14 protein-coding genes are annotated in these 14710 nt (G+C 47.6%); 9 read left to right on the top strand and 5 right to left on the bottom strand.

All coding sequences use genetic code 11. From position 1 onward, the window contains the following. The first annotated feature begins 65 nt into the window (after window positions 1-65). Complete coding sequence (locus tag GT360_RS09995) at window positions 66-614, top strand: NAD(P)H nitroreductase (RefSeq protein WP_164648729.1); 549 nt, start codon at window positions 66-68, stop codon at window positions 612-614. A gap of 44 nt (window positions 615-658) precedes the next feature. Here the strand turns inward: GT360_RS09995 and GT360_RS09990 are convergent, their stop codons facing one another. Next, window positions 659-1543 carry a LysR family transcriptional regulator gene (locus GT360_RS09990; RefSeq protein ID WP_164648728.1) on the bottom strand — a complete coding sequence of 295 codons (885 nt, stop codon included), beginning with the start codon at window positions 1541-1543 and terminating at the stop codon, window positions 659-661. A 299-nt stretch (window positions 1544-1842) separates the two neighbouring features. Here GT360_RS09990 and GT360_RS09985 point away from each other — a divergent pair, with 299 nt between their 5' ends. The 8 genes from GT360_RS09985 to GT360_RS09955 all read left to right on the top strand — a co-directional run bounded on the left by GT360_RS09985 (window position 1843) and on the right by GT360_RS09955 (window position 8048). Next, a complete protein-coding gene (locus tag GT360_RS09985; protein ID WP_164648727.1) occupies window positions 1843-2958 on the top strand; it encodes a response regulator in 1116 nt (371 codons plus the stop codon). Window positions 2959-3085: 127 nt separating this feature from the next. Then, window positions 3086-3214, top strand: a complete 129-nt coding sequence (locus tag GT360_RS21995) for a hypothetical protein (RefSeq protein ID WP_275426968.1) — start codon at window positions 3086-3088, stop codon at window positions 3212-3214. Window positions 3215-3344: 130 nt separating this feature from the next. Continuing rightward, entirely contained in the window at window positions 3345-3692 is a 348-nt protein-coding gene (locus GT360_RS09980) for a YbaN family protein (RefSeq protein ID WP_239502630.1), read from the top strand. 150 nt (window positions 3693-3842) lie between these two features. Further along, on the top strand, window positions 3843-4388 hold the full coding sequence (gene apt, locus GT360_RS09975) for an adenine phosphoribosyltransferase (protein ID WP_164648726.1): 546 nt from the start codon (window positions 3843-3845) through the stop codon (window positions 4386-4388). A gap of 3 nt (window positions 4389-4391) precedes the next feature. Next, window positions 4392-6539, top strand: coding sequence for a DNA polymerase III subunit gamma/tau (gene dnaX / locus GT360_RS09970; protein WP_164648725.1), 2148 nt, complete (start codon window positions 4392-4394; stop codon window positions 6537-6539). Between the two features lie 72 nt (window positions 6540-6611). After that, window positions 6612-6941: a YbaB/EbfC family nucleoid-associated protein gene (locus GT360_RS09965; protein ID WP_164648724.1), complete on the top strand. Its 330-nt coding sequence runs from the start codon at window positions 6612-6614 to the stop codon at window positions 6939-6941. A gap of 12 nt (window positions 6942-6953) precedes the next feature. After that, window positions 6954-7553: a recombination mediator RecR gene (gene recR, locus GT360_RS09960; RefSeq protein WP_164648723.1), complete on the top strand. Its 600-nt coding sequence runs from the start codon at window positions 6954-6956 to the stop codon at window positions 7551-7553. Window positions 7554-7757: 204 nt separating this feature from the next. Beyond that, a complete protein-coding gene (locus tag GT360_RS09955; protein WP_164648722.1) occupies window positions 7758-8048 on the top strand; it encodes a putative quinol monooxygenase in 291 nt (96 codons plus the stop codon). Window positions 8049-8161: 113 nt separating this feature from the next. Here the strand turns inward: GT360_RS09955 and GT360_RS09950 are convergent, their stop codons facing one another. The 4 genes from GT360_RS09950 to GT360_RS09935 form a co-directional block, all read right to left on the bottom strand. After that, a complete protein-coding gene (locus GT360_RS09950; RefSeq protein WP_164648721.1) occupies window positions 8162-9166 on the bottom strand; it encodes a substrate-binding domain-containing protein in 1005 nt (334 codons plus the stop codon). 136 nt (window positions 9167-9302) lie between these two features. Then, complete coding sequence (locus GT360_RS09945; RefSeq protein ID WP_164648720.1) at window positions 9303-12368, bottom strand: beta-galactosidase; 3066 nt, start codon at window positions 12366-12368, stop codon at window positions 9303-9305. A 71-nt stretch (window positions 12369-12439) separates the two neighbouring features. After that, window positions 12440-13333: a MalM family protein gene (locus GT360_RS09940; protein ID WP_164648719.1), complete on the bottom strand. Its 894-nt coding sequence runs from the start codon at window positions 13331-13333 to the stop codon at window positions 12440-12442. 67 nt (window positions 13334-13400) lie between these two features. Further along, a complete protein-coding gene (locus GT360_RS09935) occupies window positions 13401-14642 on the bottom strand; it encodes a carbohydrate porin (RefSeq protein WP_164648718.1) in 1242 nt (413 codons plus the stop codon). Window positions 14643-14710: the final 68 nt, after the last annotated feature.

Below are 14710 nucleotides of genomic sequence, written 5' to 3'. Positions count from 1 at the left end.
TCGCCTTTTTAATAGTTGAGAGTTATTATCAATTACGGTAAAGCTGTTATTTCAAAGGATAAGGTATGGACGCACTCGAACTACTATTAAATCGCCGCTCTATCGCTAAACTTTCTGCTCCAGCACCTGAGGGTGTTGCGTTGGAAAATATTATTCAAGCGGGGTTGAGAGCGCCTGATCATGGTAATTTGCAGCCATGGCGATTTGTGATTGCGCAAGGAGAAGGGCTATCTAAGTTGTCAGATATTTTGCTCGGTGCTGCGCAGCAAGAGAACAGTGAGCAAGCGGTACTCGACAAGGTTAAAAATGCCCCATTTCGTGCGCCAATGGTGATTACGGTGATTGCTAAGGTCTCAGAACACGAAAAAGTGCCTGCCTTTGAACAGTACTTATCTGCGGGTTGTGCTGTGCAAGCGATGCAGATGGCAGCAGTAGCGCAGGGCTTTCAAGGTTTCTGGCGTTCAGGAAAGTGGATGTTTCACCCAAGTGTTCATCAGGCTTTCGGACTTGAAGGTGATGACCAAATAGTGGGCTTTTTATATCTAGGAACACCAGGCTGTGAGCCGATGAAAGCGCCAAAGAGAAATTTGTCGAACTTTGTAGAGTTTATGTAGGTCTTGTTGAAAAAGCGCCGCTCAAATTGCGGCGCATTGAGAGCTTAGCGCTTGTTGGTCTCTATGTAGTCGATAACAAAATCGATAAATAGACGGACTTTCTCTGGTAGGCGGTCTTTATGGTTGTACAGCATAAAGATATCTCGTGGGTTTGCGTGCCAATCGGAGAGGACACGCACAAGCTCACCACGCTGCATGTATTCTCTGATCATAACGTCGGGCATCAGGGTGATACCTAGCCCTTCCGCACAAGCGCGACGTACAGTATCGAGAGAGTCGGCTTCAAAGCGGCCCTTGTCTAAGTTGACAACGTGTTCACCTGAACTGTTGGTTAGCTGCCATTTGAGAAGCGGATGCCCTTTAAGCAATGAATGTTCTGCAAGGTCTTCTGCATGGCTTGGAGCCTGCTTCTTTGCAAGATAGCTTGGGCTAGCCACTAAGATATCTTCAACCGCACCCACTTTACGCGCGATTAAGCTTGAATCACGTAGTGACCCCACGCGAAAAATAACGTCCCACTCAGTAGGGTCGAGTTGGTCAAAGTGATTGGTCGTCATCAACTCAATGTTGATTTCTGGGTACTGAAGCATGAACGCATTAAACAGCGGCATGATCATACGCTTAGTTAGATTAGATGGAGCAGCAATCTTGATGCGTCCAGCAGCCCCACGGCACGAATCAGAAAGAAGCTCCGCAGTCGTTGAAAGGGTTTTGAGCAGTGGAGAGCACTCTTGGTAAAAGCGCTCACCAGCTTCAGTGAGTGACAATTTGCGTGCATGACGATTAAGAAGGCGCAGATTAAGAGACTCTTCCAAAGCTTGGATGCGTCGAGTTATCGTCGCAACAGGAATCATTGTTTTGCGTGATGTTGAGGTGTAGCTCCCATTTTCAACAACCAGTCGAAAAAGGTTTAGGTCATCTAGTTTCATATGATATGAGACGCAATAGTGGTCGATTTCATTAAATGTATAGTGAGATACTGATCAACAGCTTGAGTTGTGTCAACTAAATGTGTAAAACGTGATGTATATCTGACACTAGATGCTGTGTTTTACCGTCACCCATACCTTGCTCACTGCCCTATTTCTGACTACTTTTAATAGAGTGGTTATCCATTATTTATTTCCTAAAATACAGCTCCTCGATGTTTCCATACAATAAATAATACGATTTCGGGTGGGCTGACAGAGTAGTAAGACGGTAAATGCGTCAGTAGTGAGGTCAATACATGTTAAACACTCACCCTAGTGTGAGTCCACAACCTGCAAGCGAACCTGCCCTTAAAAAGACAATAATGTTGGTAGATGATGATCCGATATTTCGTCAGGTCACCAAACAGTTTTTGGTCGTGAAAGGCTACGATATTGTCGAGGCAGAAAACGGGTTGGACGGACTGCAAAAATTAAATGGCGCTGAACCGGACTTGATCCTATGTGATCTTTCGATGCCGATACTTGACGGTATTGAGTTTGTTGAGGAGGTCAGTCAGCAATACCCTTCTATGCCGGTGATCGTCGTGTCTGCCACCGATGAAATGTCTGATGTCGCCAAGGCTCTGCGTTTCGGTATCAAAGACTTTCTCCCAAAGCCGATTGGCAATTATCAACATCTCAGCGATGCCGTTGAAACTGTGATTAATGAGAGTGATTCCATCAACTCAGATGGTAAAGATTTTTCAACCCAGTGGTACCGTGTTGATGGGGGAGGAGAATTACCAGAAGAGCAAGAGCTGCATTGGCACTTGGAGTATCTTCAGAATAACCCGGCGGCGGCACGGGATCTATTGCACGCACTGTTACCAGAAAAAGACACGGTTCAAGGCAGCTGGCGCTGTAACTACCGCTTGCTGCAATCGACAGAAGCGATGCCCTTGGTGTTTGATTATGCTTGGCTGATGAACGGACAGTTCATTTTCTACATTGTGGATTCTGGTAATGAGGACTTTGAGAGTGATCACTCTGCTAGTGTTGCAACGACCATCTTAGTCCGTGCGCTGTTTCATGACTACTTGCGCCACTTGAAGAACTTTAGTGCTGATTTGAAAGATATGATGAGTGTCATCGAACGCGGTATAGAGTGTTCACAAGGCACAGGGTCGGTTCCTGCGCTGTTTGGACTGGCAGATTTACCCAGTGGCACCGTGGATATATTACCGGCAGGCTTAGGCTGTCGCTGGGCAAGCGACGAGTTTACTCAAACGATTCATGAAGGGGAGCGCCTAGGTGGTCAGTCCCTCAAGAATTTTATCACCCGCGATCTGCCTATCAATAGGGCGGGTAAATTAACACTATCGATTACTGGCACAACGAGCTTCAGCTTCGACATACAGCAAAGAGAGGGCTAGCTCCTATTTTGCGATGCTCGTTTGTTGACGAAGGTCTCAAGCGAGCAATACCCCCACTTTCCTTCGGTTTTTGATGACTCTGAGTTTGGTTATAGTCACGTTGCCAAACGATAAAGGAGGATTTTCAATGGCTGATATGGATTTCAAAGAACCCTACAATATACTCTATTTTTTGGGTTTGGTTCTCGCTCTACTGATTCCAACGCTTCCAGCCACACTCACTTGGTTGTCAGTGTTGCAGAATATGAATAGCTAGGTGATTTCACTTGCGCCAATAGGCGAGTCATTCTAACTTACTCAAAGTTGAGCCGAGTGGCATTGTCATTGAGGAAAAAATCATTCGTAAGGTTAAGCAGTTACTATGGAATCTCGCGGGTGGTCTCTGTCTGCTACTCGGTGCTATCGGTATTTTTCTCCCTCTTCTTCCAACAACTCCTTTTGTTCTGCTTGCTAGTGCCTGTTTTATGCGTGGCAGTGAGCGGGTGCACCGTTGGTTACATCAACATTCCACCTTTGGTCCAATACTCGACAACTGGCACAGCCATCGTGCGGTTTCACGTCAAGTAAAGCGTCGCGGTGCCGTCTTGATCGTGCTGAGTTTTTGCTTTTCGATCATTGTCGTCCCCAAGCTTTGGTTAAAGGTTATGCTAATCGCATTTATGTGCGCACTTCTTTCATGGTTTCTTCGCTTACCCGTGATGGAGTCGGTTGCTGAAAACCAAGAAAATAACTAAGATGTCAGCCTTATGTTGGCTCTACCAACATTGAACAAATCTTCAGCATGGAAACGTCCCTGCTATGCTTATACCAATCTGGATAGGGTATTTTTTGATGCCTTACCTAGATTGGTATGAAACCTTTAGGTCACATAGAAAAGCACAATTATGAGTACTGAAACTATTTCACTTATCCAATCAAGTATCAAAAGCATCCCAGACTACCCAAAGCCAGGCATCTTGTTCCGCGATGTAACCAGTTTGCTCGAAGATGCCGCCGCTTACCAAGCAACCATCGGTCTATTGGTTGAGAAGTATAAAGACATGGGTTTTACCAAAGTGGTTGGTACTGAGGCGCGTGGCTTCCTATTTGGCGCACCACTAGCGCTTGAGTTAGGTGTTGGCTTTGTTCCTGTGCGTAAGCCAGGCAAGTTGCCGCGCAAGACGATCGGTCAGTCTTATGAACTTGAGTACGGCACAGATACACTAGAGATTCATGTTGATGCGATTTCTGAGGGTGACAAAGTATTGATGGTGGACGATCTGCTTGCGACAGGTGGTACAATCGAAGCGACAACGAAACTGATTCGTCAGCTAGGTGGTGAAGTTGAGCACGCGGCTTTTGTTATCAACCTGCCAGAGATTGGTGGTGACAAGCGTCTAGAAGCGATGAACTTGAACGTTTACAGCATTTGTGAGTTCGACGGTCATTAATCAATGAGTTATCTAGCACTCGCCCGTAAGTGGCGCCCCAAGGCATTTAATCAAGTCGTTGGCCAGGCACATGTCCTGACAGCGCTTGAAAATGCGCTTGACCAGAATCGCCTGCACCATGCTTACCTTTTCTCTGGTACGCGTGGCGTTGGTAAGACAACGATTGGTCGCCTTTTCGCGAAAGGGCTGAATTGTGAAACTGGCATTACCAGCAAGCCATGTGGCCAATGTGATAGCTGTATCGAGATCGATCAAGGCCGTCACGTCGATCTACTTGAGATTGATGCGGCTTCACGAACCAAGGTCGAAGATACTCGTGAGCTGCTAGATAATGTTCAATATAAACCTGCCCGTGGTCGCTTTAAGATCTATCTGATCGATGAAGTTCACATGCTCTCGCGTCATAGCTTTAATGCGCTATTGAAAACGCTAGAAGAGCCACCGGAATATGTGAAGTTTTTGCTAGCGACCACCGATCCACAAAAATTGCCTGTGACTATTTTGTCACGTTGTCTACAGTTCCACCTGAAGCCGATTTCTGTTGATACGATTCATGAACAGTTAGATACGGTATTGGCGAAAGAGTCAGTGGAGTCTGAAGCGCGTGCACTGGGCATGATTTCTCATGCGGCTGATGGCAGTATGCGTGATGCATTGAGCCTGACGGACCAAGCGATTGCGTTAGGCAATGGCTCTGTCAGTGTCGAGACCGTGTCACATATGCTCGGTACGCTTGATACTGACCAAGCGCTGCACATCTTACAAGCCATTGCTGCAAAGCAAGCGCAAGGCGTGATGGACTGTGTTCAATCTCTGGCTGCGAATGGTGTTGAGTGGGATAACCTATTGCAAGAAATTGCTAACCAACTTCACCGCATTGCTATGTACCAAGCACTGTCTTCAACGCTAGATAAAGCGCAGCCTGATGCTGAAAAACTCGCGTTACTTGCGCAGCAGTTAACCGCGCAAGATACGCAGTTATTTTATGACATTGCGTTGAAAGGGCGTCAGGATCTGCCATTTGCGCCGAATGAGCGTACAGGGCTAGAAATGACGCTATTGCGAATGCTCGCTTTCCGCCCAGCGCAAGCTTCAGTCGTAAATGTGGTCTCAACAGAGACGGTTGCAATGGCGCAGCCAGCAGTGCAACCTGCACCAGCTCAACCAGCTCAACCAGCTCAACCAGCTCAACCAGCTCAACCAGCTCAACCAGCTCAACCAGCTCAACCAGCTCAACCAGCTCAACCAGCACCGCAGCACTCTGCTCCGGTACCATCTCAGCCTCCAATGATGAATGAGCCGCCGATGATGGACCCTGACCCTTATTATGAGCCAGTGCCAGAGCACTACATGGACCAGGGCTCAGCTCCAGTTCAGGCAGCGCAAGTTGAGCCTGTTGCACCGAGTCAGGCCCAAAATACAGCGATAACTCAACCTTCCGCAGGTTCTTCAATTGGTGGTCTGCGCCATCAGCTGCGCTCTCGACGCGGTTCTAGCGCTGGCGATAAAGGAAACACTGGAAAAAAGTCTAGTGCGGCATCTGGGCAACGTGAATCGGTCATTGATCGCGTTGCTAAAAAGCAGTTATCTGCGCCTCAGGTGTCGCGAACGTCAGAACAGACAATGGCTGCACCGAAACCAGATGAACCTTATCAGTGGGCGCCAATCAATCCAGTCGTCGAGAAGGTTGATAAAGAGCTAACACCGACTCAAATCAAAAAGTCACTAGAGCATGAAAAAACACCAGAGATGGTGGAGAAGCTGCTGAATGAGTCTATTGCTCAAAGTGAATGGGCAGAGCTTATTAGTCGCCTTGACATCCCTAAGCTGGTGGAACAGTTGGCGCTAAACTCTCATTACCAACAGCAGGGTGATGAGATTCAATTGATGCTACGTAGCTCACAGGCGCATTTGAATAAAGAAAGAGCTCAAGCGGAACTGTCTGAAGCGATTAACAAAACGCTCGGTAGCCCACATTCGCTAACAATTACGGTTGGTGAAGAGGGGCAAACCCCGCTAGAGTTACGAGAAGAGCTCTATCAAGCTCGACTACAACAAGCATTTACAAGCTTAAACCAAGACAAACATGTCCAGTTTATGCTGAATCGATTTGATGCTGCTCTTGATGAAGACAGCGTCAGGCCGATTTAACCTTTGTTGGGGTTGAAAAATCGACTTTTCGACCCCATGTGTATAGAAATCAATCCAACCAGAGAGTATACAATGTTTGGTAAAGGCGGTATGGGCAACCTAATGAAGCAAGCCCAGCAAATGCAAGATCGCATGCAAAAGCTTCAAGAAGAAATTGCTAACATGGAAGTGACTGGCGAAGCTGGTGCTGGCCTTGTTAAAGTGACTATCACAGGTAGCCACAGCACTCGTCGCGTAGAGATTGACGAGAGCCTAATGGAAGACGACAAAGAGATGCTTGAAGACTTGATCGCAGCCGCGTTCAACGATGCAGCTCGCCGCGTTGAAGAGACTCAAAAAGAGAAAATGGCATCAGTTACTGGCGGTATGCAATTACCACCAGGCATGAAAATGCCTTTCTAATTAAGGTATACGATGCGAACCAGTTCTATGCTGGAGCATTTGATGGAGGCCTTGCGTTGTCTACCTGGGGTGGGTCCCAAGTCGGCTCAGCGCATGGCCTTTCATTTGTTACAGCGCGACCGTCAAGGCGGTTTGCAGCTTGCTGATGCCCTTTCACAAGCGATGACGGAAATCGGCCACTGCCAAGAGTGCCGAACGTTTACCGAAGAGGAAACGTGTCACATCTGTACGAACCCTAAACGCCAAGAAAACGGTTTATTGTGTGTTGTTGAAAGCCCTGCTGATATTGCAGCGGTTGAAGCAACCGGTCAGTACTCTGGGCGCTATTTTGTGTTGATGGGACACTTGTCACCACTTGATGGCATCGGCCCAAGCGATATCGGCTTAGACATGCTCGATTTTCGCTTAAGACGCGGTGACATCAGTGAAGTCATTCTGGCAACCAACCCTACGGTGGAAGGCGAGGCCACTGCGCACTACATCGCTGAGCTTTGTAAAGAGCACGGTGTCTCTGCAAGTCGCATTGCACACGGTGTCCCAGTGGGTGGGGAGTTAGACTTAGTGGATGGTACAACGTTGTCCCATTCCATCTTAGGTCGTCATCAGCTCTAAGCTGTCTCTGTGATTATTGAAAACCGCGCTTCTACAGCGCGGTTTTTTCTTGCCCCTAGCACAAGCTTTGGGATTATTATCTAATTAAATTTGATAATGTCTCTGTTTTAGTGCGGTTTATCCAATGGAAATTAGCGACTATTCTTTACCTCGTATTACAGACAAACGCGGCAGACCAACATGCCCATTATCGAGGAAAAAAGTATGTCAAAGCTAACTATCGTTGCGAATATCATTGCTAAACAAGACAAAGTTGAACTGGTTAAAGCCGAGCTACTAAAGCTTATTGATGTCACCCGTGCTGAAGAGGGTTGCATCAACTACGACTTACACCAAGACAATGAGAACCCAGCACATTTCATGTTCTATGAAAACTGGACGTCACGTGAGCTATGGCAGCAACATATGGGTAACCAGCATCTTGCAGAGTACATGGCAGCGACGGAGGGGGCGGTTGAGGAATTCATCCTCAATGAGATGACTCATATCGCCTAGGGGTGATTGAGTCGCTCTCAGTGATTTAGAACGCAGTAAAGAGTGCTTTACTGCGTTTTTAGTTTTGTGTGAGTGCACGTTGCAAGTGGAGACCTAGGCCGATGAACGGAGAGTCATTTTGGCCGAGCAACAGAGGCTCGACGCACAAGTATCGGCATGAAAAGCTTGTGTTCATCGGGTTTATGGTCGGCTTCATTGGCTAGTTTGATGGACAGCTTCACGGCCTCATTGGCCATGACTTGAATCGGGTATCTAACCGTAGTGAGTCTTGGATATATGAAGCGAGCAATATGCCCATCATCAAAACCAATAACAGACAGGTCATCGGGAATTTGGTACCCGTTCTCTTGCAACAGTGCCAAACATCCGGCGGCCATGTAGTCGTTATAAGCAGCAACAGCGGTAATGGGGGTGTTCTTGGCCAAAAGATTCACCATACACTGTTCTCCGCCCATTTCATCAGGCTCACCGTATTCAATATACTCATCTCGGTATTCGATGCCATGTGTTGCGAGTGCGTCGAGATAACCCCGCTTTCGGTCATGAGCATCATCAATATTGTGGCTTGAGCATAGGTAGCCAATATGTCTGTGACCACTGCGGATGAGATGTTCTGTTGCCATATAAGAACCACGGTAGTTGTCTAGAGCTACGCAACGGTTGGCGATGTCCGGTACTACACGATTGATGATCACTAGCCCCGGAATTTCTTTGGCAAACGCGACCAACTCCTGATCAGCTAACCCTTTACTGTGAATCACGAGTGAATCACAGCGGCTATTGATGAGAAGGTTAATTGCATTTCGTTCTTTGTCTGGGTCGTGATAGCCACTGCCTATGAGGAGCTGTTTTTCTTGCTCGCTCGCAATGGTATCAATTGCTTTGATCATGGTGCCAAAGAAAGGTGCGCTCGCATCGTTGACCAGAACACCAATGGCATTGGTCGTTTTATTCACTAGAGCGCGTGCGTTTGCGTTAGGGCGATAACCCAATTTCGTCATGGCTTGCTGAACCGCATCCAGTGCTGCTTGACTGGTGTTAGGCGAGTTATTGATCACGCGTGATGCTGTGGCGATGGATACCCCAGCTTCCTTCGCTACGTCTTTGATAGTGGCCATGAAAATCCCTAATAAGTGTTCGGATACATTTAACAATGGCCAACCAAAGATGACAAGCGACTTACCCATGTTTGTGGTGTAGATAGAAGAAAAAATCCCCAAGCGGGGGGCTTGGGGATTATCAGGAGGCTGACCGTTAGCTAAAGACGACCGAGTAGTGGTAGTGATTATCAGTAAGCTGGAAAGCCTTATGAACACTTGGACTCCAAGAGTCATCACCACCAACACCCATTTGCTGGTGATCTATGCGCAGGTATAGCGTTTCCTCTTCGATAAGCTCATTAGTGTGTTTCGCCGCGGCGAGTTGGGTGAGAGAGTAATGCCCTGTGCTAAAGTGAAAATCACCAGACACTCTCAAGTTGCTTACATTGAGCCACTGAGTATGACAGCGCAAACCATTGTCGGTTGGGAAAACATAAGGTGTATGCATCTCATTGATTGACGCCTTATAATGACCAAACCGAGCGGCCGCAAGGCGGTCAGGGTAGTTTTCAAACGGTCCAAGACCTTTCCATTCAATGTTATTGGTGGAGGCGACCTGACACTCCATACCAATACGCGGCATTGGAGGGAGGTGGTCGGCGAGCTGTACATCAACATCGACTTTCATTTGCCCATCATCGGTAATCGTATAGTTCCATGTTGTAACGGCTTGAACTTGGTCTTTAAACTGATAGGCAAAGCGAGTTTCGATACAGACCTTCTCACCCTGTATTTGCGCTTTCGTTGCTAGGCATTGACGCTGCCATTGACCGATGCCCGCCATGTCCCAGCGACACATCCAAGCATTTGGGTCGACGTTGTCGATTTCACTCACGCCAATGTCATTATCGAGCGGCGCACGGTAGAAGTTGTCAACGAGCGGTGCGGCGAGTTTATCGACTCCGAGCTGTTGCCATTGGACGAGAAGACCGGAAGATTTGTCCCATGTCCAACGGCCGCTGTCCGTGTGTACATTGATCTCATTGCCCGAGGCGTCTAAAACGGGAGTGGTTGACTCCTCATCGATAGCAACCACAAGACCACTGTAGTTAGTAAGCGCAAGCTGTTCAGTAGCAATGACATAACCACCATCAGACCATGGAGTATTGCTGATCAGTGTAATATCCGTGTTCAAGTGATAACGTGCGCCGGATTTTGGCTTGAAACTGATATCCAGCGTGATGGTTTTTTCACTATCTGCGTCTACGTCTAGGGGTAAATTGCCGTTGAGCACTTCAACGCCATCTTCAAGCAGTGACCAGTTTAGTTGTTCATTATCGGTGGCTCGGAACAAGTTCTCATTGCGGACGTTCAAGGTATAGCGCCCTGGCTGCTCATGACTCAGTGCCACGGTGATCATACGTTGACAGAACTTCGCCTCTTCCAACGTTGGATGTGGCGTTCTGTCTGGAAAAACAAGGCCATTGATACAGAACTGACGATCGTTGATTTCATCATTGAAGTCACCGCCGTACGCCCAATACTGGTTACCATTGTCATCAGTTTTGGCAATACCTTGATCAACCCAATCCCAAATAAAGCCACCTTGGAGGCGAGGAAATTCGCGGAAGGCATGCCAGTATTCATCGAAGCTACCCAAACTGTTGCCCATCGCATGCGCGTATTCACACAAGATCAACGGGCGCTGTTCGTTAGGTAAAGAGATCCATTTCTTGATTGGCCATTTCGGTACTGCTTCGTCTTCAATGACTGTATTCACGCGAGCGTACATTGGCGCGATGATATCGGTTGCCGTGGTATTTGAGCCCCCACCTTCGTATTGCACTGGTCGTGATGGATCGTATTGCTTAGACCATGCATACATAGCGTTGTGATTGGCTCCATGACCCGACTCGTTTCCAAGTGACCAAAGAATAATTGACGCGTGGTTCTTGTCACGCATGACCATCTGGGTGTAGCGATTCATGTAGGCATTTGCCCATTGAGGATCGCTCGATAGACGATTCATTGGCTGCATACCATGCGTTTCAATATTGGCTTCATCACATACATATAAGCCGTATTGGTCGCACAACTCATACCAGCGTGGGTGGTTAGGATAGTGCGCAGTACGAACGGCATTGAAGTTATGCTGTTTAAGTAAACGAATGTCTTCAATCATGTCTTTTTCAGTCATGACATGACCTAGTTCAGGGTGATGTTCATGCCGGTTAACACCACGAATCAACAGCGGTTTACCATTCAGCTTTAGTTGACCATCTGTGATCTCGATTTTTCTGAACCCAACATCATACGCTTCGCTCTCAATATGATGGCCCTGTTCATCAATTAATGAAACAACCAGGCGGTAGAGGTTAGGCACTTCGGCCGACCACTGCTTTGGCTCACGAACGGACAGGGTTTGGAACACGATATCGTTATAGGAGCCACGTTCATCAATACGGCGGTTATTTGGTGTCGCTGATTGCGGGTCAAAAATGGCTTGTTCGCCATCGAACAGTTGGAGTTGAACTTGGTAACTCTCAGGGGCATTGATTCGCGTTTCTACTTTAAGTGTTCCATCGCGGTAACACGCATCAAGGTCTGGTGTAATAAAGACATCTTCAATGCAGTTGTTTGGTTTTGATAGCAGCGTGACATCACGGAAAATTCCGCTTAGCCACCACATATCTTGGTCTTCGAGATAACTACCATCACTCCAACGAATCACCATGACAGCGAGCGTGTTGCGGCCTTCAGTTAAATACTCTGATAGGTCAAACTCAGTGGGTAGTCGACTATCTTGGCTGTAGCCAACCCAAACGCCGTTGCACCAGAGGTGGAAAGCGGAGTTAACGCCATCAAAGATAATGCGTTGAGTGTGTTCAAGATCAGCGGCTGTCATGTCGATGTTCGTGCGATAGCAACCGGTTGGGTTATCTGATGGAACGTAAGGAGGGTTAACCTCGAAAGGGTATTTTACATTGGCGTAAATGGGCTTGTCATAGCCTTGTAACTGCCAGTTTGACGGCACGGGAATACTTGACCATGGACTGTCGTTAAAGCCCGCCTTGATGAAGTCTTCATCGACTTGCTCTGGGGCGTCAAATAGCTTGAATTTCCAGTCACCATTTAGAGAGCGTCGATGACTGTTGTTATTTTCTTGAGCATCTTTTGCACTGCGAAAGCTCGCTAACGGACTGTGCGCTTTCATGCAATGTAGGTTAACACTCTGTGGGTTTTCCCAATCACGTCGTTGGATAATTTCGGAAAATGCCATGCGATTCGATCCTAGTATGTCGTTTTTTTACTTGCCACTGTGCTTAGCGTTTCTTTGTTGATGAAACGGCACTAGTCTGCAAGATGTTGTAATAAATAATCTTTTGCTTGAGGGTGGCCTGCTTTGCCTGCCTCTTGAACGATATTGGCCGCTTCACTGATATTGTTGCTCGCTAAAGCTTGGTCAATACGGCTTTGATAGTGTGCCCAACCATGTTTGTCAGGGTGTTTTGATGTTGGGTCGGTATCGGTTTCAGCACGTTGCGGACTCGTCTTGGTGAACTCGGCGAGCATGGAGAGCAGCGCACTGTTTGAAAATTCGCTCGTCGTAATGTCTATTCTGCCATAGTCACTGTACTGCGCCGTTAGCGGCAGGTGCTTTTGCCCAATCACATTGTTTTGTTCGGCATACACTTCTTCTGGGTGCTTACGCGGCAGTGTATGGCCTAATAATTCAACATCGGTTGTGACCACCATAAACTTAGCGCGAGTAGTTTTTGGCGATAGGGTGATGATTTTTTCAACACGCTCCAATCCTTTTAGACTCGTTGGGTAGTATTTATAACTGTCAATATTATGCTGGTCGATGATTTGCCACTCAGAATCCATAAATAGCACTTTCGCTGCAAAAACCTGGTCATTTGCGATGTAACTGCGCAGCAAAACAGAAAACAGATCGGATTGAGAGTTGTTCACAGTGCCGGGCAGTTCGTACACTATCACTGGAACGAGCGCATCGTCGGTTGTGACTAAATCCTTGTTCAGCATAGACAAGGGGATGTGTTGTGTGTGTGAGGTTAGTATCACTTCTTGATGAAAAGGAACCGTCAGCGCGGTCTTATCAACCGAGTGAACATCGTTGCAACACGAGACCCTAGGGGTTAACGACTGTGTAGAAACAGGGGCAGTGCTGCACCCTGTCAGTGCCATAGTCAGTGCTGATATTATGAGAGTTTTCACGTTCATCTGAGGTTCCTTTTAGGGGGAGGGTGCACGCACCCTCAGTTTCTACAGGATTTGTTACGAGGCTGGATTACCACCAAGTTTCTACGTTGAAGCCGAAGGTCACTTCGTCAATCGTTTCTCCGCTGGCACTCATCGCTGTACCGTAGGCATCTCCACCACGGCTCCACTCATCTGTGGTCTCTGAGTAAGTAACAAACAAACGTAGAGATGGTCGTGCCCAAACGCCTTTCCCTGCTTGGAACATTTGAGAGAGTGTGACTTTATACATGTCGTTGGTACCGGCACCATTTTGAGCTTCTACTGTCTCATAGCCCGCTTCAATCGCTGTAGCCATGTAATTGTTCCAGCTGTATTGAGGGCGAGCGCCGACGCTGAACCACTTTTCACCATCGTTGTTGTCGAGGTTCTTATCTTGGTATGCAATGGAGTACATCACTTGGAAGTCTTCATTGATATTAAGGTCACCGTGGTTAAATACGCGCCAGCTATAGCCGTCGTGATCAACACCAGTGCTGTACTTGCGGTTTGAACCGCCCTCTGCACTCATTAAGCCACCGGCAAGTGCGTCTGTACCGTACTGGAATGCAAAAGTGTTGGAGCCGTATTCCCACGCTTGGCGGTATAGGGCTGAAAGCATGGTACCAGAGGTGGTAATGTTGGTATCATCGTAGCTAGAGTTGTGTGCTGCCACGTAGTTCAGGCCGACAGTAAGGTCAGCGCTGTCGCTCAGCGCGATATCACTGATACGAGCATCGATATTATGCAGGCTACGGTCGTCAGCGCTTGAATCTGGCGCCATCCATGCAAAGTGACCATTACCAAAACCTAGATCCCAATCTTCGACACCAATACCAGTGCTTGACGTGTCCCAGTACTTAATGTCAATCATGTGCACTTCATGACGTCGGTAGAAGCGTTCACCGGCCCAAAGTTTTGCATTAGGTTGACTATCAATCAGACCATGACCTGCTGACCACATCTGAATGATACTCACGTCACCCCAGCTCTCACCACTGCCAAGATAAAGGGTTGTATCGAAGTAGGCATCGTTATTGCGCCATACGTCTGCCTTTAGACCTGCTTCCCACCAGTTCATCTCGTTACCTAGTCGGTAGTTACCGTAACCTTCGCCTGCACGAATGACGTCATTACGTTCGCCTTTACCATCATTGTGGTCTTTGTTGTCGGTGTAGATGTTTCCCCATTTGGCATAACCAAAGTAGGTGATGTTCTCCACTGCTGCCAGACCGGCCATCGGCGCAAGGGCGAGGGAAAGCCCAAGTGCTCTAACAAGCGCATTATGTTTCATGAATCGTCTCCATATGACGGTTATTGGATTTATTTTTTGTGTTGAGTCCTAACTCAGGAGGGAGTGTA

This window comes from Vibrio astriarenae (assembly GCF_010587385.1).
GTDB classification, from domain to species: domain Bacteria; phylum Pseudomonadota; class Gammaproteobacteria; order Enterobacterales; family Vibrionaceae; genus Vibrio; species Vibrio astriarenae.
This window is presented reverse-complemented; position numbering and strand designations above follow the sequence as displayed.